Source organism: uncultured Cyclobacterium sp. (assembly GCF_963977555.1).
In the GTDB taxonomy this organism is placed as follows: domain Bacteria; phylum Bacteroidota; class Bacteroidia; order Cytophagales; family Cyclobacteriaceae; genus Cyclobacterium.
In genome coordinates, this window is record NZ_CAXBPD010000001.1 from 64,609 (window position 1) to 89,403 (window position 24,795).

Below are 24,795 nucleotides of genomic sequence, written 5' to 3' on the forward strand. Positions count from 1 at the left end.
TTGTTCTATTGTATTTTGTTAATTAATGAAAGCCTAATGCTTATTTGAAATCTACAGGACTATCCCAGGCATTGGCGTATGCTTTTGAGTAATCTTTTTTAGAAATGCGGCTGGCGATATAATTCATGCCTTGGTAAATATGCTTTAGGAAAATGGGATCTTCATAATCTTTCTTATTGTGTCCCAATGCGGTAATCCATGCAAATCCTCCATCGAAATCCTGGTGCCAAACTGCTGGATAATACTTGTGAAACGGAGCGGTTTTTTCCATTACCATCTCGTGCTGCTCCCCATTTAAGGAAGTCAAATCATGCGCCATTAAAACCTTTGCCCCTGGATAAAGCTCCTTCATCAAATAGCATTCATCTTCTTTGACCCATATATTAGGAATACCAAGCATGGAAGGGTGACCTTTATCTATTTTATTGATAGCCAGTTTTTGGTATTTAGGATGCCCAACAAAGGTGCCTCCTATTAGCATTTTAAACCATTCCCAATTCCTTTCTGTACCAATAACTGAGTGCAGCCCCACTAGTCCACCACCGGCTTGAATGTATCTTTTAAAGGCTAATCTTTGATCATTATTAGTAAACACCTCATTATTGGTGCTTGGAAACACCATCAAATCTATACTTTGAAGATTGTCCTCAGTAAAATAGTTAGGGTCGTCTGTTACCGTTATTCTAAATTTATATTCAAGGGCCAATTTCTCTAAGCTTGCAACTGCGAAAGGGACATTATCGTGGACAAAACCTTTCCCATTTTTGGTAAATACCAATACATTTTTATTCTTTAAATAATTTTTTGGTGCCTTTGCTTCAGCTAAGACAGTACCTGAAACCAATAAAATGGCTATCAAGGCAAAGACTTCAAGTTGTTTTACTAGGTTAAAGAATGACGGACTATTATTCATTTTTATAATGTTGGTTCAGTAAGAATAATTAGAATTTATGAATTGTTATGGTTGGTTTGTGTGCAAATTGCATCCAAGCAGCTTCTGCTTGTTCTGGACTTATCTTCTTCGAAGATACTAAAAAACGGTATTTGAGTTGGTAAGATTTGCCGGGTTCTAGTTTCCAATCCCTATTTTTAGTTGGGGCAAAATTAGCGTACATATCTCCCCTGTCGTACATGTCTTCCGGCCAAATCCTCAAAGGTTCAGGATGATTGAAGTTTGAGGGATAAGACATCATGACTACAGCACCATAATCTTCATCCAATTCCCCTTGAACAATGCACCATCTTGCCAAGCTGCCATCTGCTGTTTTCCTGTCCAAGCCTTCTGAGGTAATTATTTCACTATTATAGCGGTTCCATTTTTCAGTTGCCCTCCATCCTAGACTCCCATACCTGTATTCCTCCAAAACCACAGGTTCTTCAGGAGTTGTATTCAATACGATACTAATATCAGCCAAGTAGTAATCATTGTCCTTTTCTAAAGCATAAATCCGAGTACCTTGTACTTCTGTCATGGCTATCTCAGGGATTTTTCTATTCTTCATGACCACGTGTTCGTGTAGCGCTTTGTAATCGGCAAAGACCGGACCCGAAGTTCTATTAAGAAAATTAGCAAACCTTACGGTACCTTGCTTCTCCTTTAAATTCCAAAAATCTATGAGTTCATTTTTGTAGGTTGCCCTGGTCCAGGGGTTCCACAGTCCGTAATGGTGGTAATGGTCGCTGGGCTGAATCCTAGTTAATGACTTACCATTAGGAGTATTCATGGGATGTACAAAACCACTTCGTGCATAGGCACTGTCAATGCCATCTGGAGGATAAGCCATACCATGCTGGTATTGCCATAAATTCGTCCCATTTTTTTTGATAATAAGCGTATTTTCTGTAGGTTCTAAAGCTAAGAAATCATTGTGCTGTACTTTTTCAACTTTTCTGTGAAGTTCAAACAAATGGGATGACGAATGCGTGTCGGATTGTGGTGCAATCATCCAATAGATGTATCTGCCATTTAAGTTATCGACCTGAAATGGCACTTGAATGGATTTCCCTTTGGTTACATCCATCAGTACCAAAATGGAATCTGGCAAATGAGTAATTGAATTTAGGTCTAATGATACTGGATACCCAAATTTTGAAGAAACAACCTCATCAAAAGATATTTCTGCAATTTTTTGCCCCACCCCAATAAATGGGCTACAAACAGCTATTAAAAAACAAAGGAATCTGCTAAATTTCATTAGGAGTGATATTGAATACTATTTTAAACCTCTCTTTCCGTAAACATATCAATATATTTATTTCAATACAACCGATTTCATAAAATTTTATCTCTAATATAATTAGAAATATTCTAAAAAAATCGATTTTTACAAGAAAAATTCTTTCGGACTACCCAATTTTATGAATATTTAAGACATTTCTACCAGAAATTTCATATATAATATTTTTCTTTTTACTTATTTATAAAATATAACTAGGTTGCGAATGATTAAAACTTTGCTTACGGAATAATGCACAATATTAGCTATCTATTGAAATCGGTTGCATAAATCTTAAATTTTAAGTATAATTAAGTTTAAATGTCGCCAAGCAACTGTTAAATGAACAAAGAAATTACGATTTACGATATAGCCAAAGTAGTAGGATTATCCCCTACTACGGTTAGTAGGGCATTGAGTAATCACCCTAGGGTAAAAGAGAACACAAGAGAAAAAATCCTTAATACAGCTAAGAGCTTGGGATACCAATCCAATATTTTTGCATCTAGTCTACGAAAGAAAAGGTCGAAAAGTATAGGTGTAATTATCCCCAAATTAAACAGCCCATTTCAATCTTCGGTATTGGCTGGAATGGAGGAAATAGCCACACAAGAAGGTTACAATTTAATTATCAGTCAATCCACTGAATCATTGGAAAAAGAAGTGTCCAATGCCAACATCATGTTTAATAGTCGCGTGGACGGCCTTTTGGTATCCAAGGCAGGCACCACTGATAATATTGAACACTTCGCCCCTTTTTTTAAAAAGCAAATCCCTGTGCTATTCTTTGATAGAGTTCCTGAGGACAATAATTGCACTGGTGTAGTAATTAACAATACCCAGGCGATTTATGATGCAACGAGCCATTTAATCAAGGAAGGTTGCAAGCGAATCGTACATGTTTTAGGAAACCTTAAAATAAACGTTTATTCGGACCGGATGAAGGGTTATAAGTACGCGCTTTTGGATCATGGCTTGGTATTTAAGGAAGAAAATATAATCACCAATGATTTGGGAGAAGAGTCAGGAGACAGGATTGTGGAAAAAATTTTAAAGTTAAAACCCCGTCCAGATGGACTACTTGTTTCGAATGATGCTTGTGCAGCAAGCTGTTTGATGGCCTTAAAAAAGAATAAATTAAGGGTCCCTGAAGACATTGCAATTGTAGGTTTTAACAATGACCTAATTTCCAGAATGGTGGAACCCAATCTCAGTACCATCAACTATCCAAGTTATCATATGGGAGAAGTAGCCATGAAAAATCTGATCAACCACCTGGATGATGAACACCATGAAATCCTACAGAAGACAAATACCATCACCCTTAGACATGAATTGATTATCCGAGGCTCCTCGAAAAGATAAGGACGAAACTAGTATGTTTATCCCAACCCATCGGAATGCCCTAACGACAGTTTTATTTACAAGTTAAAACCGCTAATCAATACTTAGCTCATATTTTAAAGTTTTCCCTTTCTCAGTGGCTGGAATCCCCTCAGTCATCCATAAAGGTGCCCTATCCCCCTTAAGGTAATGGTCAAAAAACTGAGACAATCGAATACTTAAATCCAGTTTATTCTTCCGTTCTTTCAGATTGTGATCTTCGCCATTGTATACCAATAACCAGGAAGGAATATCATTTCTTTTTAATGCCATGAAAAATTCAATGCCCTGGTACCAAGGAACCGCACCATCCTTATCATTGTGCATGATCAGTGTAGGAGTCTCCACCCTATCCGTATAAAACAATGGTGAATTTTCAATATAATACAATGGCTTTTCCCAAAGTGTCCCACCGATCCTTGATTGGGTTTGTTCGTATTGAAACATTCGACTCATCCCTGTTCCCCAACGGATACCCCCATAGGCAGAAGTCATATTCACAACCGGTGCACCTGCTCCTGCAGCCTTAAACATATTGGTTTGGGTAATGATGTAAGCCACCTGATACCCTCCCCAGCTTTGGCCTTGAATTCCAATATTGTCTTTGTCCACAATTCCTTTTGCAATCATCGCCTGAACCCCTGGAACAATACAATCAAAAGCGCTTGGTCCAGGCAATCCGATTTTATACTTTATATCTGGCACAAAAACTAAATACTCATTGCTTACAAAATAGGGGATATTGATTATAGAGGCTGAAGGAACTGGTGAATAATATTGATGTAGAGCGTCGGATCTCCTTTCATAGAAATATACCATCATTGGGTATTTCTTATTCGGATCGAAATTTTCGGGCTTAAAAAGAAGCCCATTCATGCTGTCCCCATCGTTGGATAAAAAATCGACCAATTCCACCTCTCCCCAATTGATGCCTTCTTGTTGTTTATTGATTTTACTTAATTGGTGTTCTTTGTCAAAATCTGACTCAGAATAATAAACATCTGGACTTGCTTTAAAAGAAGATTTCTGATAGATGTATCGTTTCTTGTTTTCGGCTAATTTTAAGCCATTATAGGAAGCTGCTCCAAATACTAGCGCTTTTGGCAGCTTATCCCCCTTCCAATCACCACGAAAGAAACCACTGTTTTTGGTGTCATTTTCAAATCCACTAAGCATCATTTCATCACTCAGATCAAAATAATCCCTTTCAGGATCAAGGTTTAATAAGCGATAGGTCATTTCACTTTTCTCACCTTTAACACCGGTCAAGTTTTTGGCTTGATTGCGTTTAAAGGGATCAGCTTTCCATACATCGTATTTTCCGTAAACTAGAAAATATTCGTCGTCTTCAGCCCAACCTGGGCTACCATAGCTTCCTGCTAAAGATGGACTATCATGCAATTCATTGTAAAAAGCATCATTAATTTCAGAAGTAAGGGCTATTTTTGCTTTGGTAGCGAGATCAATGGCCTGCCATGAGCTATCTGGAGCATTGTACCAGTAGACAAATTTTCCAGCCGGAGAAATCCGAGGGTTTCCGATTACATTTTTTGCCAATAAATCAATTTCATCTGTCTTTAAATTGACCCGGCTTAGGTCTTCTCCTCTCTGTATGTCCCAACTATAGGTTCTCTGATAGGGACTATTGTCCCGAACAATTGCCCAATCTCCTCTTTTATATTTATTGAAATGGATATCACTGCTAAGATTTTCCCCTAAGGCATGAGTTTTACCTGTATCAACATGATACACAGCTATTTTACTCTCTTTTTCTCTATCTTCCAATTTTTTTAGTTGCATGGGCTGAATCTCTTTGTCTTGCCAGCCCCAAATATCAAGACTTACTCTCTCCTCTTCTAATATACTTGAGTCTGTAGCATAAGAATGGATTATAGGCGGTGTATTCCAGCCAAAAAACAAATGGTTTCCTGAATCTGAAAAGGAGGGTGAATAATGCTCGCTGACCTTATGGTCTTTTTGATTAGGGATACTCTCCCAATGCTTAAAACTCCCTTTAGCATCCAAGAGATACAACTGAAAATATTTAACCTCTTCTTTTGGGGTTGAAGTACTGCCCAAAACTGCAAATTGATTACCGTATGGGGAGAAAACAGGAAATTTATAAGTTGTCAAGCTATCAATTAAGATATTTTCCTTGCCGGAATCTAAATCAAGTAGAGATATGGTTTTGGTATCTTCCTTTTTATCTTCCGTAACACTAACCAGATATACGCTATTGCCATCATCAGAAAAACCGTAATCCAACACCCTTTCATAAGAATAAGATTTATCGCCAATGAAGCTTTTAATGTTTAGTACAAAAGGTTGATCCTTGCTATTTACCGTTTCGGTTTCAATGGCGCTTGTATCTTTATCTACTTTGGAAGGTAACTGATAAGCATACCAATTTTTCACCTTTTCGGGTAATTTATATCCGCCAACTCCGGGAATTTTGATTTTTTCATCAGTTTTTAAATCAATTAGAAGTAAACTGTCTTCTGGAAAGTTTTCTTTTTCAACCTTCCGAAGTTTTAGTTGTCTGATGCTGTCTCTTGCTGGTTGTATTAAACCTATAAGCCATCGGCTATTCTCCGAAAATGCCACTTTTGTGGCCCTGGGAATAGTTATTTCCTTTTTAATTTTTTGTAATTCAATCAATACGACCCTACCATCCCCATCCTGAAGGGCTATTTCCATCGCCACCCATTTCCCATCATTGGAGATTTGCTTGTTAGCCATGTTTTCCCAATGATCATAATCCTGGTGAGATAGGGAGGGTTTGGCTTGTTGGGCGGCCAAATTGAATGCCATAAATAGAAAAAATACAATTGGAGAAAACCTCAATTTTTGTAGTCGTTAGGTGAAAACTAATAAACCCCTAAGATAAACTTTTCCTTATTTCTTTCAACGAAAAAATTAAACTTTCAAACCCACACCTGAAACATATAAACCAGATGAACCGTAGCTACTATAAGCTTTTGTTAGCGTCAAGTAAGGTTCGCGACTTGATCGGATGCTTTATCTATATTTTTTATAAACTTAAACCCTTTGTAGAATATTCCTATTTTTAAAATTTGAATTTATTTTATAAATAGCCATTGATCATGCTAGCCGATGGAGATAACTAACTTATTATTCCGCCAAGTGGTATTTTGAACACTTAAATGAACATGAAATCGGCAATAATGACAATTTCTTATTCCTAAAAATAAAAATAGTCTGCAAATTCTTTGACAATTTAATAATTTAAGCAGATCTTTATTTTGGAATCAACAATTAACTTATTGAAAAATGGACAAAATTTTAGATATTGACAATGTAGACCTTAAAATCATATCCCTTCTCAACAAAGATGCGAAAACTCCTTACACCGAAATAGCCAAAAAGGTTTTCGTTTCCTCTGGGACCGTTCATGTCCGAATGAGAAAATTGGAAGACCTTGGAGTAGTGAAGAGTGCTACCTTGAACATTGACTTTTCTAAACTAGGATATGACATTTCTGCCTTTCTCGGTATTTATTTAGAAAAAAGCTCCCTTTACGATACCGTAATAGAAAAACTTAAAGACATATCAGAAGTAATAAACGCCTACTATACCACTGGGAACTATAGTATATTTGCAAAAATTATTTGTAAAGACACCAATCACTTAAGGGAGGTATTGAATAAGATCCAATTGGTAGAAGGCATTGATAGAACAGAAACCCTTATCGTTTTGGAAGAAAGTATCAACAGGCCCATACACCTTGCGACTGATAAAAAGTAACTTAAATTAATTATTAAGACTAAATCTAAATAAAAAATATATTTAGATTTTTATATATTGCATATGGTTTTTTCAATATTTACAATTTTAACTCATAGTAATTTTTTAATATTATCCCCTTGATTGTCAGTGTTTTAAATGGTTGGTTAAGCATTATTTGATATTATTCCCTTCCTTTTAGAACAATAAAAAATAGATTAATGTTATATATTTGTGGATCAAAATATAATTAGTCTAAATAACTCTTTTTTATGAGCAAGGACAATGAAATCTTAGAAGAATTAACATCCAGAGAGTATGAACACGGATGGTCAGTAGATTACGAAGCTGATGAAGCTCCAATTGGCCTCAATGAAAACATCATTCGATGGATCTCTTCCAAAAAAGAAGAGCCTCAATGGCTTTTAGATTGGCGTCTCAAAGCTTTTGAACAATGGAGAAAAATGGATGAGCCTACTTGGGCAAATGTTCATTACCCAAAGATAGACCTTCAATCGTTAAGGTATTATTCTGCTCCAAAACAAAAAAGCAAGTCTAAAAAAATTAGCGATATAGACCCGGAGCTTTTAAAAATATACGAAAGACTGGGCATTTCTTTAAACGAGCAAAAAAGACTTCAAGGTGTTGCAGTAGATGTAGTGTTGGATTCTGTTTCTGTGGGTACCACCTTCAAGGATACGCTTTCAAAACTGGGGGTAATATTTTGTTCCTTTAGTGAGGCAGTTAAAGAGCATCCAGATTTAGTGAAAAAATACCTCGGATCTGTCGTACCTGCTTCTGACAATTACTATGCAGCCCTAAATGCTGCTGTGTTTTCGGATGGCTCTTTTTGCTATATACCCAAGGGAGTACGTTGCCCTATGGAGCTATCTACCTATTTCAGGATCAATGCAGCCAATACAGGGCAATTTGAAAGAACCCTTATTGTAGCAGAAGACCAATCTTATGTATCTTATTTAGAGGGCTGTACTGCCCCTCAACGGGATGAAAACCAACTTCACGCAGCGGTTGTAGAGATTTATGCTGCAAAAAATGCTGAAGTAAAATATTCAACTGTACAAAATTGGTTCCCAGGAGATAAAAATGGTAAAGGTGGAATTTACAACTTTGTAACTAAAAGAGGTATTTGTGCTGGAGACAATTCTAAAATTTCATGGACACAAGTAGAAACTGGCTCTGCGGTGACCTGGAAATACCCATCCTGCATTCTCAAAGGTGACAATTCAATCGGTGAGTTTTATTCAGTTGCAGTAACGAACAACTACCAGCAAGCTGACACGGGTACCAAAATGATTCATATTGGTAAAAATACTCGTTCAAGAATTGTTTCTAAAGGTATTTCTGCTGGAAAATCACAGAATTCCTATAGAGGCCAAGTTCAAGTAATGAAAAGGGCTACGAACTCTAGGAATTTCTCACAATGTGATTCACTTCTTATGGGAGACCAATGTGGCGCACATACATTCCCTTATATAGATATTCAAAACCCTACTGCCAAGGTAGAGCACGAGGCAACAACATCTAAAATTGGTGAAGACCAGATATTTTACTGTAACCAACGAGGAATTAGTTCTGAGGATGCGGTAGCACTTATTGTTAATGGATATGCCAAGGAAGTGTTGAATCAGCTCCCCATGGAGTTTGCTGTAGAGGCCCAAAAACTATTGGCCCTTACTTTAGAAGGAAGCGTAGGTTAAAAAAATTAGAAAAATGTTATCAATAAAAAATTTACATGCTGCAATTGAAGGCAGCCCGATATTGAATGGTATAAACCTTGAAATTAAAGCAGGTGAAGTACATGCCATTATGGGACCAAATGGTTCTGGAAAATCAACTTTGGCTTCAGTCTTGGCTGGACGAGAAGAATATGAAGTAACGGAAGGATCTGTGACTTTCAAAAACAAAAACATTTTGGAACTTAGCCCGGAAGATAGAGCCCGTGAGGGAGTCTTTCTTGCCTTTCAATATCCAGTAGAAATTCCAGGTGTTAGTTCTACAAATTTCCTAAGAACGGCAGTTAACCAAGTAAGGGAATACAGAGGTCAAACCCCATTAGATGCGGTGAAATTCCTTTCTCTTATGAAGGAAAAAATGAAATTGGTTGAAATAGACCAAAAACTATTGAGCAGGGCCTTGAATGAAGGTTTTTCTGGAGGAGAGAAAAAGAAAAATGAGATTTTCCAAATGGCCATGTTGGAACCAACTCTTTCCATTTTGGATGAAACAGATTCAGGTTTAGATATCGATGCACTCAAAGTCGTGGCAAACGGTGTGAACCAACTTAAATCGAAAGACAATGCAACCATAGTCGTAACCCATTATCAAAGACTTTTGGATTATATCGTCCCTGATTTTGTTCATGTTTTGTACAAAGGTAAAATAGTGAAATCTGGCACAAAAGATTTGGCACTAGAACTTGAAGCCAAAGGCTACGATTGGATCAAGGATGAATTATCAGAAGCAACGGTTTAATTTTTATCCACGATTTTAATTTCTAATGACAATATCAACAAAGAAAGACCATCAACTGGTTGAATTATTCCTTTCGACCCAGGCGAATTTAGATACACCCGGCCTTCTTAATGAATTGAAGTCTGCTGCGAAATCATCACTGGACGAAACCGGATTTCCTACTTTAAAAGAGGAGGAATATAAATTCACCAATATTAACAAACGAATTCTCGACAAGATAACAAAACACACCTCTCCAAATACTATTAATAATATCGGAGAGGTATTGGAAGCCAACCAATTGTTTAATTCACTTGAAGGGTATAAGCTTATCAGAAACAATGGGATTTTTGAAGCAGAATTATCTTCTAAAAGTGATGGCTCATTTATAGTAAAACCATTTTCTGACCTCAATTCAGAGGAAGTAACAGAAATTGGATCAATTGAAACAGTGAGTAAGGATCCTTTTACCGCCTTAAATTCCTATTCATTTGAATCAGGCATTAGCGTTGAAATTCCAGAGGGAGTAATTTTAGAGCAGCCAATATTATTGGTAGATGTAGTAAATGCTGATTCAAATGGTGAGTGTGTCCACCCAAGGGCCTTTTTCCATGCAGGGAAAAACAGCCAGGCAACGGTAATACAAATTACTATATTTGTCGATGAATCTCCGGTCTTCCTCAATGAGGTGCAGGAATGGAATATCGAGAGCAATGCGCACATTCGTCATTATAAACTTCAGGATGGACACAAAGCAGAGCTAGGCGTAAGTAATACAAGCTCAAACTTAGCCCGGGATGCAACTTTCACCTCAGTCCTATTGAGTCTGGACGGAGAAATGCTTAGAAATAATCTAAGCATTAATATCAATGATACCAATTGCACTGGAAATATGTATGGGATTTATATGCTCAATGGCAAAACCCATGTAGACAACCATACCAATGTGGACCATAAGATGCCGCATTCCGAATCAAATGAGCTTTATAAAGGGATTTTGACGGACCAATCCAGGGGCGTATTTAATGGTAAAATTTTCGTAAGAAAGGATGCACAAAAGACAAATGCTTTTCAGCAAAACAACAACATACTGTTGTCTGAGGAGGCCATTTTAAACACGAAGCCACAACTTGAAATTTGGGCGGATGATGTAAAATGTTCTCATGGTTGTACCACAGGCCAGCTAGACGAAGAAGCACTCTTTTATCTTAGAGCGAGAGGTGTAGGTAAAGAAAGTGCCAAGTCCTTGTTGCTTTATGCATTTGCAGGTGAAGTACTTGACCATATCAACAACGAAACCTTTAAAAACTACTGTGAAGAAATAGTACATGAGCGACTTGGAGCCATTAAATAGTATTTATTCAGGAATTATAGCTGAAGATGAAATCAGAGCGCTTTTCCCTATACTTCATCAAGAAGTAAATGGAAAGCCTTTGGTCTATTTTGACAATGCAGCTACTACTCAAAAACCCATTCAAGTAATTGATGCCTTGAAAAAGTATTATGAGTTAGACAATTCCAATATTCACAGAGGAGCCCATACTTTAGCTGCTAGAGCTACAGACTATTTTGAGCATACTCGAAATCTGGTTAAAGAATTCATAAATGCCCCTTCACCGGAGCAAGTGATTTTCACCAAAGGAACCACAGACGGTATAAATTTAGTGGCTTCTACCTTTGGTAGAAAGTTTATAGGTGAAGGTGATGAAATAATAATCTCCACATTAGAGCATCATTCTAATATTGTTCCTTGGCAGATGCTATGTGAAGAAAAGGGGGCAATTTTAAAAATTATCCCTATTCATGACAATGGGGAACTTGATTTAGTAGCCTACAAAAATTTATTGTCTAATAAAACCAAATTGGTAGCGGTAGTTCATGCGTCCAATGCCCTAGGAACGATTAATCCAGTAAAGGATATGATTGAGCAAGCCCACGAATTTGGAGCAAAATTCCTTATAGATGGCGCGCAGAGTACAGCTCATTTAGAGGTAGATGTCCAGGATTTAAATTGTGATTTTATTGCCTTTTCAGCACACAAATTATATGGCCCTACCGGAGTTGGTGTACTATATGGAAAGCGGGAACTTCTGGAATCAATGCCTCCTTACCAAGGTGGTGGCGAAATGATAAAAGAGGTCACCTTTGCAAAAACAACTTACAATGACCTCCCTTATAAATTTGAAGCTGGAACACCCAATATTGGCGATGTTATAGCTTTTGGGGAAGCCATAAAGTTTGTTAATCAACTAGGCAAAGCAGCGATAAGAAAGCATGAAAACCAACTCTTAGAACATGCCAAAGAAAGGTGTTCGACCATAAAAGGTTTTATTCCCATTGGAACTGCCAGAGATAAGGTAAGTGTTTTGAGTTTTGGTATAAACAATGTTCACCCATTTGACGTGGGGATGATGTTGGATGCCTCTGGTATTGCCGTTAGAACCGGACACCATTGCACCCAGCCACTTATGGAGCGGTTTCAAATTGAGGGAACTGTAAGGGCTTCTTTTGCTGTTTACAATACCATAGAGGAAGTTGATAGACTAGTTGAGAGTTTGACAAAAATCTCAAAAAGGAAAAATTAATGGCAGACATAAACAGTATTCAGGAGGAAATAATTAGCGAATTTGAAATTCTCGGTGATGACAAAGAATCCACTATTTATTATATTATGGAGCTTGGAGATCAGCTGCAAGCATTTCCTGAAGAAGCAAAAATAGAAGAAAATATCATCAAAGGATGTCAGTCTAAAGTTTGGTTGACAACAAGCCTTAAAGATGGAAAAATTTATTTTCAAGCAGACTCAAATACAGACATTACAAAAGGGCTTATCAGTTTACTTATAAGAGTACTGTCAGAGAGAAAAGCCAGTGAAATAATAAATGCAGATCTTTACTTTATTGAGAAGATTGGCATGGGAAATATCATAGGTTCCCAAAGGTCTAACGGACTGTCTGCTATGATAAAACAAATGAAGCTATATGCAATAGCGTATCAAGCCAAAATAAATGCATAATTCAGCTATGGAAAATACAGATCAATCAACGGACGATCAGGAAGAGATAAAGAGAAAGGTCGTGAACGCGATAAAAGATGTCTATGATCCTGAAATCCCAGTAGATGTTTACGAGCTTGGTCTTATATATGAAATCACTGTTTACCCCGTAAACAATGTTTATATCCTAATGACGCTCACCTCACCTAATTGTCCGGCAGCGGAATCTATCCCTTCCGAAGTAAAAACAAGCGTCTCCAGTATAGAAGGCGTTAACAATGTCGAAGTAGAACTTACCTTTGACCCACCCTATTCTCAAGACATGATGTCAGAAGTAGCAAAATTGGAATTGGGCTTTTTATAATAGTAACTTACAAACAAAAAAATATATGTATCCAGAAGAATTGATAGCACCCATGCGTGCAGAGCTTACAGAAGTTGGTTTCAAGGAATTCAGATCAGCTCAGGATGTTGAAGATCACCTTAAAGAGCACAAAGGAACTACTTTTATTGTTGTTAATTCAGTGTGTGGTTGCGCAGCAGGTGCAGCCCGTCCAGGAGTTCGTACAGCTATAGAAAAAGCTTCCAAAAAACCAAGTGTTTTAGCCACCGTATTTGCAGGAAACGATGCTGATGCTGTTGCAAAATTCAGAGAATTAACGCTTCCTTACCCTCCATCTTCTCCAGCCATGGCTTTATTCAAAGATGGCGAATTGGTGCACTTTATTGAAAGACATCATATAGAAGGAAGAAATGCGCAAATGATCGGAGATCATTTGGTAGAAGTATTCGAACACTTTTGTTAAGGAATGCCCTTAAAGGGTATTCTTTACCCAACCCAAAAGCAATAAAATTAGCTTTAGATAAATTTGGTTAATTCAACCAAAAATAAATCTGAATAGGTAGGATAATAGATAGATTAATTGCTTTAATTAGGACAAACTTTATTTTTTCCAAATTAAGTTTTAATTCTCATTTATCAATCCATCAGCATTCGAAATGCATTTTGGGAAAATATTAATCAAATTTTACTAAATTGTAGTCAATTCTATTTGAACTGAAGAATTTAGTAACTTATAAAATCATTTAATTATAAACACATGTCGGATATTGCTAAACTATCCTTTAAAGGTAAAGAATACGATCTTCCAGTCACCGAAGGTACAGAAAATGAAATTGCAGTTGATATTGCAAAATTACGTGGCCAGTCGGGATTGATTACCATAGATCCTGGTTTTAAAAACACAGGGTCTACAAAAAGTGCCATTACGTTTTTAGATGGGGAGAAAGGTATTTTAAGGTATAGAGGCTATAATATTGAAGACTTGGCCGAGAATTCTAATTTTTTAGAAGTTTCTTATTTGTTGATAAATGGTGAATTACCAACTTCCGAACAGTACGAGGATTTTTCTGACAGAATCACGAAACACACCCTCGTCCATGAGGACATTAAGAAGATTTTAGACGGCTTTCCTTCAGTAGCTCATCCTATGGGCGTTCTATCTTCATTGATCTGTTCACTCACCGCCTTCTATCCAAACTCTTTGGATCCGAACAATACAGATGAAGAAATTCAATTGAGCATGGTAAGGCTTTTGGCCAAAATGCCTACGTTCGCTGCTTGGGCATATAAAAATAAAATGGGGCATCCTGTCAATTATCCAGACAATAGCTTAGACTATTGTGGTAATTTCATGAAAATGATGTTTTCATTGCCTTCTGAAAAGTATGAAATAGACCCTGTTATTTCAAAAGCTTTGGATAAGCTTTTGATCCTTCATGCAGACCACGAACAAAACTGCTCTACCTCTACAGTAAGAATGGTTGGTTCCTCTCAAGCAAGTATATATGCTTCTATCTCTGCTGGTATCAATGCCCTTTGGGGGCCATTACACGGCGGTGCCAATCAATCTGTTATTGAAATGCTAGAAGCCATTAAGGCTGATGGTGGAGATTCGAAAAAATACCTGGAAAAAGCCAAAGATAAAAACGACCCTTTCAGGTTAATGGGCTTTGGACATAGGGTTTATAAAAACTTTGATCCTAGAGCAAAAATAATCAAGAAAGCGGCAGATGAAGTTTTAGAGAAACTTGGAATTAATGATCCTATTTTGGACATCGCCAAAGAATTGGAGAGTGCTGCCCTAAACGATCAGTATTTCGTTGACAGAAAGCTTTATCCTAACGTTGATTTCTATTCAGGAATAATTTACAGAGCTTTGGGAATTCCTACAGACATGTTTACAGTGATGTTTGCTTTAGGAAGACTTCCAGGTTGGATCGCTCAATGGAAAGAAATGCGTGAAAACAATGAACCTATTGGTAGACCAAGACAAGTGTATGTAGGTGAGACAGAAAGAGATTTTGTAAGCATTGACAAAAGACAATAAAAAAAACAACTTCCATAAAAAAAAGGGTCAATAGACCCTTTTTTTTATGGAATTCAAAATAAAATTTAGAAAAATCTACACTTATTTGTAATTTATTCTATTTAACAATCCGTTAATGTTGTAAATAAGGATTAAATATCCTACCTTTGCAACTTATTTAAAATAAACATTTTTCTCCTACGCCGTGGGGTTCCTTATTGTTGATCGACACTGGGATATTTTGGAATACCGTGGCTCAGAGAAGTAAGGAACACATTTCATGGAAAAAGAAGTAACATTTTCAGACCTTGGGGTTTCGGAAGAAATCTTGAGGGCAGTGGAAGACATGGGCTATACCCAACCCTCCCCTATTCAAGCACAAACCATCCCTTTATTATTACAGGGCTCAGATTTAATTGGTCAAGCACAAACTGGAACAGGTAAAACAGCTGCTTTCGGTATACCGATTATTGATCGCATAGACGGTTCTAATAACAAGCCACAAGCATTAATTTTGTGTCCTACTAGAGAACTAGCCGTTCAGGTAGAAGGTGAAATCGTCAAACTAACGAAATACAACAGGAAGATTTCTTCTACCTGTATTTATGGTGGTGAAGCCATTGATAGACAAATCAGAAGTTTAAAAAGAGGTGTTCAAATCGTGGTGGGTACTCCTGGCAGGATAATGGATCACATGGACAGAAGAACCCTTGACCTTAGTCAAGTTAGCATCATCGTGTTGGATGAAGCTGACGAAATGTTAGACATGGGTTTCCGTGAAGACATAGAGAAAATACTAAGCTCTATGCCAAACGAAAGGCAAACAGTATTCTTTTCAGCTACAATGCCTAAGCCGATTCTGGAACTTACAAGGAAATACCAAACAGACCCAGAAATAATCAAAGTTCTTAGAAAGGAACTTACTGTAGAAAATATTAGCCAGCTCTATTATGAAGTTAGATCAGGGTTAAAAACGGATTTGATAAGCAGACTTATTAATCTTCATCAGTACAAGCTTAGTGTGATTTTCTGTAACACCAAAAGGGTTACAGATGAAGTAACAGAAGAGTTGACAGCCAAAGGAATTCCTGCAGAGGCACTACATGGTGATTTGTCTCAAGCTCAGAGAACAAAAGTGATGAACAAATTCCGTAAAGGGCATTGTTCCGTATTGGTTGCAACTGATGTTGCTGCCAGAGGAATTGATGTAGAAAATGTTCAAGCTGTTTTCAATTATGATTTGCCACTTGACGAGGAAAATTATGTTCACAGAATTGGACGTACTGGTAGAGCTGGTAAAACAGGGACAGCTATAAGTTTTGTATCTGGAAGAAGAGACTCTGGTAAAATTAAAGACCTAGAAAGGTTTATTAAAACGACTATAGATAGAGCAGCTCCTCCATCTGTGGATCAGCTTATTCAAATGAAAAGAGATCAATTGACTAAGGATATCCATAGACAATTGGCCAAAGAAGAAGACAATACTGTATTTGAGCAGGCAATTGAAAGTCTTCAAGCTGAAGGAGTAACTGTGGAACAAATTGCATTAAGCTTGGTGAAAATGCAATTAGGTGAAGCAATAAACAAGTTTAAAGAGATGAACTTTACTCCAGAAAAAGATCGCGGAGGCAGAGATGATAGAAGAGGCAAAAGAGATCGAAACGATAGAGACAGAGGAGCCAGTAGTAGAGGGCGTTCTGGAGAAAGAGGCGACCGTAGTGGAAGACGAGGCGGCAAAAAAGAAAGGGAGCCAAATATGGCGCGCCTTTTTCTAAACTTAGGTAAAAAAGACAGGATACGTCCTAATGATATCGTAGGTGCCATAGCGGGAGAAACAGGCGTTTCAGGAGGAAGTATAGGTGAAATTGATATCTTTGATAGCTTTTCATTTGTAGACATTCCAAAGAAGGATGTTAGTCATGTAATCAATGTAATGAACACGAATACAATCAAAGGCAAGGCAGTTAATTTTGAAATTTCAAAACCTTAAACTCGAATACGCAATTGATAAAAGATTGTATCATTCACCTTGATTGTTTACACATAAGTAAAAATCGAATAGAAAAGCCATCCATTATTGGATGGCTTTTTTTATGTCATTTATTGATCTCTAGACCTTGAAATCGTTTTATTGATCTACCAAAATCATCACATAACTTAGAAACACGAGGCCGTATTTGGCTTAGGGTTTTGACGGATCAGTCTGAATATCTGGGGGACTTTTATTTTAAGCGTAAATTTTGGACAATCTAAATAGGAAGAATTCTATGTTGGAAACTCCTCTGAACTGAGCCCTAAAAGCTTTTATTTTTGCATTGAATGATTCGGCTGAAGCATTGGTACTTCGATTGTCAAAAAAATTAAGGATCGATATGTAGTGGTTTTGTATGGTTCTGGATACTGTGTTGAATGATTTAAAACCTGCTTTTTCTACCTCATTGTACCATTGAGCCAGTTTGGTGAAGGCAACTCCATTTAATTTGCTCGTTTGATAGATCCTGGCTAAGGACCTGGATAGTTTGTATGCTTTTTCCAAGTCAGGGTAGCGATGAAAGAGTATTTCCGCGCGGTGAGCTTGTGATACTGTCCATTTGTCTTCCCCTTTGAATAGAACTTATCTACTTCTTGCTAAAAGTTGCTTTTCCGTATCTCCATTTTCAAGTTTGTTTGGAATAAATGGCTTTTTTAATTCTTTGCTTAATTCCATTTCTTTGTTCTCCTGTTCTATAGCCTCCCATCTATGGGAGATTCTTATTTCCTGAACGGCGTCATAGACCAGTTTTTGAACATGAAAACGATCTGTAACTAATTGGGCTTTACGAAAACTTCCACGTACGATCTTTTCCATGCTGGCAGCCATGTCAAGAGTCACTTCGATTACACTATTTCGCTTCCCTTCAGGTAGTTGACGGAGTATCGCTTTTACATCTTCACTATTCGTTCCCTTTATCATTGCAACCAAGCTGCCTTTCTTTCCTTTAGCCGCTTTATTAGTCACTACGGTATACAGTTCACCTTGAGAGAGTGCTGTTTCATCAATACTGAGATGAGTTCCTGTATTTTCAGGAAATAGAATCCAATCTTTAGCGTGAGAACCCTGTTCCCAGGTCATGAAGTCACTTAGGTGAAAAACGTACTGATGTTCAAGCACTTTTCCATTTAAATGGAAGTTGTCAGCTAGACTTTTACAGCTTACAGGGGTTGAATCCAGTCGTTCCGTTTTAAAAAAAGCGCGAATTCCTCAGTCATTCGCGTGCCATTTGCTACCAGATTCCAGTCTCTGCTAACGTTTTTTCCGGTATCCTCATTGAGCCATTTCCTTCTCTTTATTTTAAGGAAACAGGCTTTGCCACGAAGAGGGAAATCTTGGATACTTACTTCATCATAGAAGCCTTTGGAGGTAAGTTTAGCCCCTTGAAGATGTTCAGGATGAATGTTTTGCTCCTCTAAATAAATGTAGTAGTTACCGTCATTAAACTTGGCAGAAGTTATTTTGAAATAATCAAGCAAGCCTGCTGGTAAAAGTAATCTTAATAATTCCTTCTCTTCCAATTTCTTTTTTCAACAAAGAAAATCATTTCATCTCAATCCCCCAACTTTTAGGTCTGATCCGTTTTGACCCCAAATAGATTTGGCCATCAAGAACGTTGATTGGCAATACGAAATCTACCTATACTAGCCCCTTAAGCATAGGTGAGAATTCAATATACTATTCATTACTTTTCGAAAAGCCGCAAATCCCACCTCCTAAAGATTTGGCACAATCAAATTTTAAATTTACTTTTAATCGTTTAAGAATATTTAAATCAATATCACAAGGGTATTCTATGCGAGCAAACCCAGGTCAAATGAGCATATTATGAATAGAAAGTTTGAAACAATAGGACTATTTATTGTCTGGTTTGCTGTATTGGCTCAACTGTACCTGATCATTCAGCATAGGCAGGAATCCGTAATTGAAACCCTAATCCGATTTATCAGCTTCTTTACAATATTGACAAATACATTGGTAGCCATGTATTTCACCGCCATAATTTTTAAACTTAAAGCTTATCCATTTTCAATTCTTTCAAGCAAAGGGGCGTTAACTGCCATCACTACTTTTATTCTTATCGTAGGCTTAGTTTACCAATTGGTATTAAGAAGCATATGGCAACCTTCTGGTTTGCAGTACTTGGTAGATGAACTTCTTCATACATTTGTGCCTATTTATGTATTTATTTACTGGTGTTTTAAGGTAGATAAATTGTCCATCCAGCCAAAAAATTTAATCCCCTGGCTGCTTTACCCCCTCTTTTATTTAATCTTCATCTTAGCTAGAGGGTATTTCTCCGAATTCTACCCATATCCCTTTTTAGATGTCCATGAAATTGGACTTTTTAAAGCACTTTTAAATATCGGTTTAATTATAGTCGTGACAATGCTTCTATTTGGGGTATTGATGTTTCTAGGCAAGCTAATCATCAGGCAGAGGATTCGAAACGGTGCAAGCAATCAATTGTCTTAGCACTTAAAGTCTTTGCGCGTTTAAAGCAGAAACCATAAATGGAATTAATTCAACTTATACCGAAGTTCCTGCCATCTGCTATAATCTTTTAGCGATTTTAGACTCCATCTCCTGATAATAGGGACAGGTTAAACCATTCTTTAATGAATCACTTATCACCTCGTTCACCAAAGTTCCTTTTTCTCCAGTCCACCCATTTTCTATGTCTAATTGAAAGGAAGTTTTAGCATCGTCTGGGAAATTGGATAGCATTTCTAAAGCCGCTTTTAAGTCTGATTGATCAATTGGAATGTAATGCTTCTGGGCAAGTTGAATTATTTCTTCCATCAAATATTCCCATAATGTTCTCAATTCAGGATTGTTCCTTATTTCGCCTAAGGTCACATCGTGCGCCGCAGACAGTGTACCCAGGCTCGATATGAATAAAAATTTTCTCCAAAGGTGCGTAGAAGCATCAGTTACCATCGATATAGGAATGCCACATTGATTTAGATACTCAAATGCCCAAACAAACTCGTTAGTAAGAGGTTTACCCACAATCACCTTACCCGGACCGCCCAAGTGCTTAATATGCCCTGGATTTTGCACATTGGAGATCAAGTATATACAAGCATCCACAACATCTGGCTTTTCAACCAAGGCACGAACCACCTGAGCTGCATTAATCATATTTTGAAGGGGTATTATCAAGGTATTCTCACCAAAAATGGATTGGTTTTCAATAATCGCACTCTCCATCGATTGTGACTTTGTAGCTAAGATCACCAGGTCATAAGCTTTTTCAACTTTTCCACTCTCCAATAAATCATCAGGGTATAAAACAACTTCGTCTTCTGGCGAAGTGAATTGTAGTCCCTTTTCCTTTATGTTTTCATAAGTAGTCCCACGGGAAATAAAATCAAGTTTTATCGAATCATCCACACGGTTAGCTAAAATCTTAGCTCCTATAAACCCACCTACACCTCCTATACCAAGGATGGCTATTGATTTTTTTTTCATTGTATTTTTGTTTATTCACTTTGAATTGGAATTTTGATTCCTTAATGTCCATTATTAATCACCAATAACCAGCTATTTATTTAAAAAATCAAACCTATCTTGCTCACCTAAGGAATACCTAGATTTTTTACTTTTAAAAAATTCAGGTCGATAGCGTAAGCATCTCACTTTCCCTTTTTCACCTAACAGACTTTTGGAAGAATGTTGCGCTCAATAGAATATTTATCGAGTAAAAGTCTGGAGGGAGGACTTATATGAAAAACTCATACCTTTTGAGCAGTCGAATGAGATATTCCATGATTTCAATGAACTGCAAGAACAAAGAGGTGGGATTTCATGTAAATGATGCGATTATTCATTTAAAGAAAGACCGTTCAACCTTGACTGGATTACGAAAAAACTACTAACTAATGCAGGTTTTATTTTTAGAAAATACTAAATCAGAGATGTTAAAAATTTCTATGCGAAAAACCAAAATAAAAGGTGGTATTTCAAATTTATCCTGGGTTAAAGCAGTTAGGACTCTATCAGTTTATTTTAATCTTTTTTAAAAACTATAAGTAATTAAAGGCACTCCAAAATTATTGAATTATAATTTTATTATCCTTCATTTTATCAACTTTAAATGAGAATGCGATTTATGAACTGTGCTTTAAAATTTTGTTAGGGAAGTCTTTTTGATCCCCTTAAAACTTTTGGATTATTTAAAGTTTTACAAAATATTTTTTGTTACAGGCTAAACAGTACAAATTTGGATATTTACAATTCTTCCAATTAAAGCTTTATATTTTTATAAAAACCCAATTTAAGCCTTATTCTATTTCATTTTTAAATTTAAATCAGGTGTTTTCAATCTATTTTTAACATTTGCAAAGCCAACAACAACTTTTTATTTGCATCAACAGGGCAAGTTCAAGTACTCAGATTACAAGAATTTTGGGTATATTTAAGGCATGCATCTATTCTTCAGAAATGCAGTTTACCTAGCAAGTGTTTTGGTAATTTCTTGCATGAGTTTAAAACCTGTTCAGGACTTGTCTGTGGCCGCACTCGATGGAATCGGCCAATTTAAAGAATTGGACTATGGCTTTTATACTAGTTGCATTGAAGACTGTACCTTTAGCAAGGTAACTGAAATTGAAATTGAAAGAGAATTAAATTGTAGCTGTGAACCTTATCAACAAGCAGACGATCAAGTATACCACATGTTTCTGGCTTTAATTGATTACTGGGATGGCCTTTACCAACTTTCCTCGATGGATATTAATCAATACAATTTGAGCCGACCTACAGCTGCCTTAGGAACTAGTAATTTAATCCAATTAAATGAGGAGCATTTGTTGGCCTTTCAAAAGCTATCAGAAATTAGTTTAAAAGCGGTGACAGGCCAATACAGAAAAAATAAAATAAAAACCTATATGGCGGAGGCCGATACTTATCAGCAAATTATCAGTAACAAACTGACTTTTGTTTTAAAAGAAAACCTCAAAGGTTTATTGGCTATTCAGGAAGAAGGCTGGTATGCTTATTATAGAACTTTAACCTATGATCCAACACTAAATACTGTCGACAAGGCATTGGCTGCGGACAAATACTACAAGTTGTTAGAGAACAACAAATCCCGAAACGATCAAATCACGGTATTGATTGAAGTAATTGATTTAATTGCTCAAAAACACCATCAATTGGTTGAAGCAGGAACAAAATCAAATAGTGCCAGTTTTAAGGAAGAAGTTGGCAGAATATCTAAAGATTTACACACATTACATTATGCTTTTGAGCAACTTAAAAAATGAAAGAAAGATTGGATAGTGAGTATATAAGCCAATTGGCTGATGAATTTTTAGAGATAGCGAAAAAATTCAATGATTATCGTTTTGAGAAAATCAGTCAACAGAAAATAAGCCACGAAACTTTTCTGGAAATGGGCAAAAAATCGACTCAGTTGATGAAAACTGCAAGAGAGATGAAACTACTATCTACCTTAATAGTCGGTGAAGAAACGGCAACGGCAATACTAAAACTAGAGAATATTAATAAGGAGATAAAAAGTAGTATAACTTCATTGATCGACATTCAGAAAGCATTTGATTTCATCGGTGCTTTAGGAGATTTAGGGCTATCAATCATCGATAAAAACCCAGCAGCCATCAGTGATAACATAAATTTTCTTTCTGATTTGGTAAAAGAGAAAACAAGTTAAAATGAAGGGTCCAATTAAGCATAAATCAAAAAGCAAGGAACAGAAAAATTCCTCACCTGTTTGCTTTCAAAACGACCCTGATATTCAAGAGGATTATCTTTTACCCATTCAGAAGCGAGAGCAATTACCAGACACATCCGTTAAAGCACCAAAAATGAAATCATAAATCAATTAAGCCTGATTTGGCATTTTAGTATTTACAGCGGTTGGAATAATGGCATAGTTTTTAATAATCTTGATAGAGGTAATTTTACTTGAACTAAAAAAAGCTTCCTTTTATATAAAAAATCGAGAAAGTTTCGTCAATTTTTAATATTTTAGATTTTTACAATTAACATAAAAATTACCAATGAAAGATATCAATAAATCCACCAAAAATAATTCCAGGAGGAATTTCATTAAAGCCTCTACCACTGCTGTTGCAGGATTCTACATTGTACCTAGACATGTACTAGGAGGACCGGGTTTTAAGGCGCCAAGCGATAAGCTTAGGATTGCTGGAATCGGTGCAGGAGGAAAAGGCGGAAGTGATATTAGAAATTTTTACGAAAGTGGAAATGCAGAAATTGTAGCATTATGTGATGTAGATTCGAAAAGAGCATCTGGAAGCATCAAAGCATTCCCTAAGGCAAAATTTTATGCCGACTACAGAGAAATGCTGGAAAAAGAAGGCAATAACATAGATGCCGTATCTGTCTCCACACCGGATCACAATCATGCTGTACAAGCGCTGATGGCAATGAAGATGGGCAAGCACGTTTATGTGCAAAAGCCATTGACACATACAATTCAAGAAGCTAGGATATTAACTCAAGCGGCAGAAAAATATAAATTGGTAACCCAAATGGGTAATCAAGGTTCCTCAGGAGATGGTGTTCGACAAATGCGCGAATGGTATGCTGCAGGACTTATAGGAGAGGCTACTAAAGTAGAATGTTGGACCAACCGTCCTGTATGGCCTCAAGGAGTTCCATGGCCTGGAGAAACAGGTAAAAAGGCACCTAAAAATCTTGATTGGGACCTTTGGTTAGGTACTGCTGAACAAATGGGATATGTTGAAAACATTCATCCTTTCAATTGGAGAGGATGGTGGGAATTCGGTACTGGTGCCCTTGGAGATATGGCTTGCCATATCATGGAACCTGCTTTCCGTACATTGGATTTGGGATACCCTACAGGAGCAGAATGTAGTGTTGGAGCCGTATATACTGGAGAATTTCAAGACGGATATTTCCCTAAAAGCTGTCCTCCCTCTTCACACATTACTTTAGGATTTGACAAACCAAATGGTGGAAACCTAGAGTTCCATTGGATGGATGGTGGCATTCAGCCAAGCAGACCTGAAGAACTCGGACCAAATGAACAAATGGGTGATGGTGGAAATGGAGTAATTATTGAAGGTACCAGGGGTAAAATGATGTGTTCTACTTATGGTATTAATCCAAAATTATTGCCTTCATCCATTAATGATAGCGTAAATGTAGCGCCTACACTACCCCGAGTAGAAGGAGGAATAGGTGGTCATTATGCCCAATGGGTAAATGCATGTATTGCAGGCCATGGTAGTAAAGAATACAATGAATTAAGTTCTCCTTTCTCAATAGCTGGTCCACTAACTGAATCAGTATTGATGGGAAATCTGGCCATTAAGAGTCATACCATCAGAGAAGAAAAAGCTAATGGAAAAGGATACAATTATCCAGGTAGAGATATAAAACTTCTTTGGGATGGTGAAAACATGAAAGTAACCAATTTTGAACTTGCAAATCAGTTTGTTTCAAAAGATTACAGAGCAGGATTTGAACTTCCTAAAGTTTAATCCATAGCCTATTTACAATTCAATAAAGTCCTGAAATCATGAATTTCAGGACTTTATTTTTTTAGTACTTTTATACTATTGCCTTCAG

21 protein-coding genes and 1 pseudogene are annotated in these 24,795 nt (G+C 36.9%); 16 read left to right on the forward strand and 6 right to left on the reverse strand.

The features are described 5' to 3' along the window. Positions 1–40 precede the first annotated feature (40 nt). Together AAC073_RS00165 and AAC073_RS00170 are read right to left on the reverse strand one after the other, a co-directional pair. Positions 41–913 (reverse strand): ThuA domain-containing protein, encoded by an 873-nt coding sequence (locus AAC073_RS00165; RefSeq protein WP_339921799.1) that lies wholly within the window; start codon positions 911–913, stop codon positions 41–43. Between the two features lie 28 nt (positions 914–941). Next, positions 942–2,195 (reverse strand): PmoA family protein, encoded by a 1,254-nt coding sequence (locus AAC073_RS00170; protein ID WP_339921800.1) that lies wholly within the window; start codon positions 2,193–2,195, stop codon positions 942–944. 363 nt (positions 2,196–2,558) lie between these two features. On the opposite strand from AAC073_RS00170, the gene AAC073_RS00175 reads away from it, so the two are divergent. After that, a complete protein-coding gene (locus AAC073_RS00175; RefSeq protein ID WP_339921801.1) occupies positions 2,559–3,581 on the forward strand; it encodes a LacI family DNA-binding transcriptional regulator in 1,023 nt (340 codons plus the stop codon). A gap of 72 nt (positions 3,582–3,653) precedes the next feature. On the opposite strand, the gene AAC073_RS00180 is transcribed toward AAC073_RS00175, so the two are convergent. Continuing rightward, positions 3,654–6,410 (reverse strand): prolyl oligopeptidase family serine peptidase, encoded by a 2,757-nt coding sequence (locus tag AAC073_RS00180; protein WP_339921802.1) that lies wholly within the window; start codon positions 6,408–6,410, stop codon positions 3,654–3,656. Between the two features lie 480 nt (positions 6,411–6,890). Here AAC073_RS00180 and AAC073_RS00185 point away from each other — a divergent pair, with 480 nt between their 5' ends. The 10 genes from AAC073_RS00185 to AAC073_RS00230 all read left to right on the forward strand — a co-directional run bounded on the left by AAC073_RS00185 (position 6,891) and on the right by AAC073_RS00230 (position 17,169). Next, complete coding sequence (locus AAC073_RS00185; protein ID WP_020891309.1) at positions 6,891–7,364, forward strand: Lrp/AsnC ligand binding domain-containing protein; 474 nt, start codon at positions 6,891–6,893, stop codon at positions 7,362–7,364. A gap of 251 nt (positions 7,365–7,615) precedes the next feature. Further along, on the forward strand, positions 7,616–9,061 hold the full coding sequence (gene sufB / locus AAC073_RS00190; RefSeq protein WP_339921803.1) for a Fe-S cluster assembly protein SufB: 1,446 nt from the start codon (positions 7,616–7,618) through the stop codon (positions 9,059–9,061). Positions 9,062–9,074: 13 nt separating this feature from the next. Next, complete coding sequence (sufC, locus tag AAC073_RS00195) at positions 9,075–9,836, forward strand: Fe-S cluster assembly ATPase SufC (protein WP_339921804.1); 762 nt, start codon at positions 9,075–9,077, stop codon at positions 9,834–9,836. Between the two features lie 25 nt (positions 9,837–9,861). Continuing rightward, positions 9,862–11,169: a Fe-S cluster assembly protein SufD gene (gene sufD / locus AAC073_RS00200; protein ID WP_339921805.1), complete on the forward strand. Its 1,308-nt coding sequence runs from the start codon at positions 9,862–9,864 to the stop codon at positions 11,167–11,169. After that, the gene (locus AAC073_RS00205) at positions 11,144–12,400 is read left to right on the forward strand and encodes a cysteine desulfurase (RefSeq protein ID WP_339921806.1); all 1,257 of its coding nucleotides are present in this window, start codon (positions 11,144–11,146) and stop codon (positions 12,398–12,400) included. Before sufD ends, AAC073_RS00205 begins: the two co-directional genes overlap by 26 nt. Continuing rightward, the gene (locus tag AAC073_RS00210; protein WP_339921808.1) at positions 12,400–12,831 is read left to right on the forward strand and encodes a SufE family protein; all 432 of its coding nucleotides are present in this window, start codon (positions 12,400–12,402) and stop codon (positions 12,829–12,831) included. The genes AAC073_RS00205 and AAC073_RS00210 overlap by 1 nt, the downstream gene beginning before the upstream one ends. 7 nt (positions 12,832–12,838) lie before the next feature. Beyond that, on the forward strand, positions 12,839–13,174 hold the full coding sequence (locus AAC073_RS00215; protein ID WP_339922233.1) for a DUF59 domain-containing protein: 336 nt from the start codon (positions 12,839–12,841) through the stop codon (positions 13,172–13,174). A 25-nt stretch (positions 13,175–13,199) separates the two neighbouring features. Beyond that, positions 13,200–13,616, forward strand: a complete 417-nt coding sequence (locus AAC073_RS00220) for a BrxA/BrxB family bacilliredoxin (RefSeq protein WP_339921809.1) — start codon at positions 13,200–13,202, stop codon at positions 13,614–13,616. 294 nt (positions 13,617–13,910) lie between these two features. Further along, positions 13,911–15,200, forward strand: a complete 1,290-nt coding sequence (locus tag AAC073_RS00225; protein WP_339921810.1) for a citrate synthase — start codon at positions 13,911–13,913, stop codon at positions 15,198–15,200. A gap of 259 nt (positions 15,201–15,459) precedes the next feature. Then, positions 15,460–17,169, forward strand: coding sequence for a DEAD/DEAH box helicase (locus AAC073_RS00230; RefSeq protein ID WP_339921811.1), 1,710 nt, complete (start codon positions 15,460–15,462; stop codon positions 17,167–17,169). A gap of 237 nt (positions 17,170–17,406) precedes the next feature. On the opposite strand, the pseudogene AAC073_RS00235 reads toward AAC073_RS00230, so the two are convergent. After that, positions 17,407–18,291 (reverse strand): annotated as a pseudogene (locus AAC073_RS00235) (transposase). 80 nt (positions 18,292–18,371) lie between these two features. Further along, positions 18,372–18,731, reverse strand: coding sequence for a transposase (locus AAC073_RS00240; protein ID WP_339921812.1), 360 nt, complete (start codon positions 18,729–18,731; stop codon positions 18,372–18,374). A gap of 307 nt (positions 18,732–19,038) precedes the next feature. Here AAC073_RS00240 and AAC073_RS00245 point away from each other — a divergent pair, with 307 nt between their 5' ends. Beyond that, positions 19,039–19,686 carry a Pr6Pr family membrane protein gene (locus AAC073_RS00245; RefSeq protein WP_339921813.1) on the forward strand — a complete coding sequence of 216 codons (648 nt, stop codon included), beginning with the start codon at positions 19,039–19,041 and terminating at the stop codon, positions 19,684–19,686. A 78-nt stretch (positions 19,687–19,764) separates the two neighbouring features. Here AAC073_RS00245 and AAC073_RS00250 read toward each other — a convergent pair whose 3' ends face one another. After that, the gene (locus AAC073_RS00250) at positions 19,765–20,685 is read right to left on the reverse strand and encodes a 2-dehydropantoate 2-reductase (protein WP_339921814.1); all 921 of its coding nucleotides are present in this window, start codon (positions 20,683–20,685) and stop codon (positions 19,765–19,767) included. A gap of 1,010 nt (positions 20,686–21,695) precedes the next feature. Here AAC073_RS00250 and AAC073_RS00255 point away from each other — a divergent pair. From AAC073_RS00255 to AAC073_RS00270, 4 genes are all read left to right on the forward strand, one after another. After that, a complete protein-coding gene (locus tag AAC073_RS00255; RefSeq protein ID WP_339921815.1) occupies positions 21,696–22,481 on the forward strand; it encodes a hypothetical protein in 786 nt (261 codons plus the stop codon). After that, positions 22,478–22,888 carry a hypothetical protein gene (locus tag AAC073_RS00260; RefSeq protein WP_339921817.1) on the forward strand — a complete coding sequence of 137 codons (411 nt, stop codon included), beginning with the start codon at positions 22,478–22,480 and terminating at the stop codon, positions 22,886–22,888. Before AAC073_RS00255 ends, AAC073_RS00260 begins: the two co-directional genes overlap by 4 nt. A gap of 1 nt (position 22,889) precedes the next feature. Then, a complete protein-coding gene (locus AAC073_RS00265; protein WP_339921818.1) occupies positions 22,890–23,054 on the forward strand; it encodes a hypothetical protein in 165 nt (54 codons plus the stop codon). Positions 23,055–23,237: 183 nt separating this feature from the next. Further along, positions 23,238–24,707, forward strand: a complete 1,470-nt coding sequence (locus AAC073_RS00270; RefSeq protein WP_339921819.1) for a Gfo/Idh/MocA family oxidoreductase — start codon at positions 23,238–23,240, stop codon at positions 24,705–24,707. Positions 24,708–24,795: the final 88 nt, after the last annotated feature.

Excerpts from the sequence above, each read along its gene's own strand:
- AAC073_RS00165 (WP_339921799.1), bottom strand. The coding sequence starts at position 913 with ATGAATAATAGTCCGTCATTCTTTAACCTAGTAAAACAACTTGAAGTC.
- AAC073_RS00170 (WP_339921800.1), bottom strand. The coding sequence starts at position 2,195 with ATGAAATTTAGCAGATTCCTTTGTTTTTTAATAGCTGTTTGTAGCCCA.
- AAC073_RS00175 (WP_339921801.1), top strand. The coding sequence starts at position 2,559 with ATGAACAAAGAAATTACGATTTACGATATAGCCAAAGTAGTAGGATTA.
- AAC073_RS00180 (WP_339921802.1), bottom strand. The coding sequence starts at position 6,410 with ATGGCATTCAATTTGGCCGCCCAACAAGCCAAACCCTCCCTATCTCAC.
- AAC073_RS00185 (WP_020891309.1), top strand. The coding sequence starts at position 6,891 with ATGGACAAAATTTTAGATATTGACAATGTAGACCTTAAAATCATATCC.
- sufB (WP_339921803.1), top strand. The coding sequence starts at position 7,616 with ATGAGCAAGGACAATGAAATCTTAGAAGAATTAACATCCAGAGAGTAT.
- sufC (WP_339921804.1), top strand. The coding sequence starts at position 9,075 with ATGTTATCAATAAAAAATTTACATGCTGCAATTGAAGGCAGCCCGATA.
- sufD (WP_339921805.1), top strand. The coding sequence starts at position 9,862 with ATGACAATATCAACAAAGAAAGACCATCAACTGGTTGAATTATTCCTT.
- AAC073_RS00205 (WP_339921806.1), top strand. The coding sequence starts at position 11,144 with ATGAGCGACTTGGAGCCATTAAATAGTATTTATTCAGGAATTATAGCT.
- AAC073_RS00210 (WP_339921808.1), top strand. The coding sequence starts at position 12,400 with ATGGCAGACATAAACAGTATTCAGGAGGAAATAATTAGCGAATTTGAA.
- AAC073_RS00215 (WP_339922233.1), top strand. The coding sequence starts at position 12,839 with ATGGAAAATACAGATCAATCAACGGACGATCAGGAAGAGATAAAGAGA.
- AAC073_RS00220 (WP_339921809.1), top strand. The coding sequence starts at position 13,200 with ATGTATCCAGAAGAATTGATAGCACCCATGCGTGCAGAGCTTACAGAA.
- AAC073_RS00225 (WP_339921810.1), top strand. The coding sequence starts at position 13,911 with ATGTCGGATATTGCTAAACTATCCTTTAAAGGTAAAGAATACGATCTT.
- AAC073_RS00230 (WP_339921811.1), top strand. The coding sequence starts at position 15,460 with ATGGAAAAAGAAGTAACATTTTCAGACCTTGGGGTTTCGGAAGAAATC.
- AAC073_RS00245 (WP_339921813.1), top strand. The coding sequence starts at position 19,039 with ATGAATAGAAAGTTTGAAACAATAGGACTATTTATTGTCTGGTTTGCT.
- AAC073_RS00250 (WP_339921814.1), bottom strand. The coding sequence starts at position 20,685 with ATGAAAAAAAAATCAATAGCCATCCTTGGTATAGGAGGTGTAGGTGGG.
- AAC073_RS00255 (WP_339921815.1), top strand. The coding sequence starts at position 21,696 with ATGAGTTTAAAACCTGTTCAGGACTTGTCTGTGGCCGCACTCGATGGA.
- AAC073_RS00260 (WP_339921817.1), top strand. The coding sequence starts at position 22,478 with ATGAAAGAAAGATTGGATAGTGAGTATATAAGCCAATTGGCTGATGAA.
- AAC073_RS00265 (WP_339921818.1), top strand. The coding sequence starts at position 22,890 with ATGAAGGGTCCAATTAAGCATAAATCAAAAAGCAAGGAACAGAAAAAT.
- AAC073_RS00270 (WP_339921819.1), top strand. The coding sequence starts at position 23,238 with ATGAAAGATATCAATAAATCCACCAAAAATAATTCCAGGAGGAATTTC.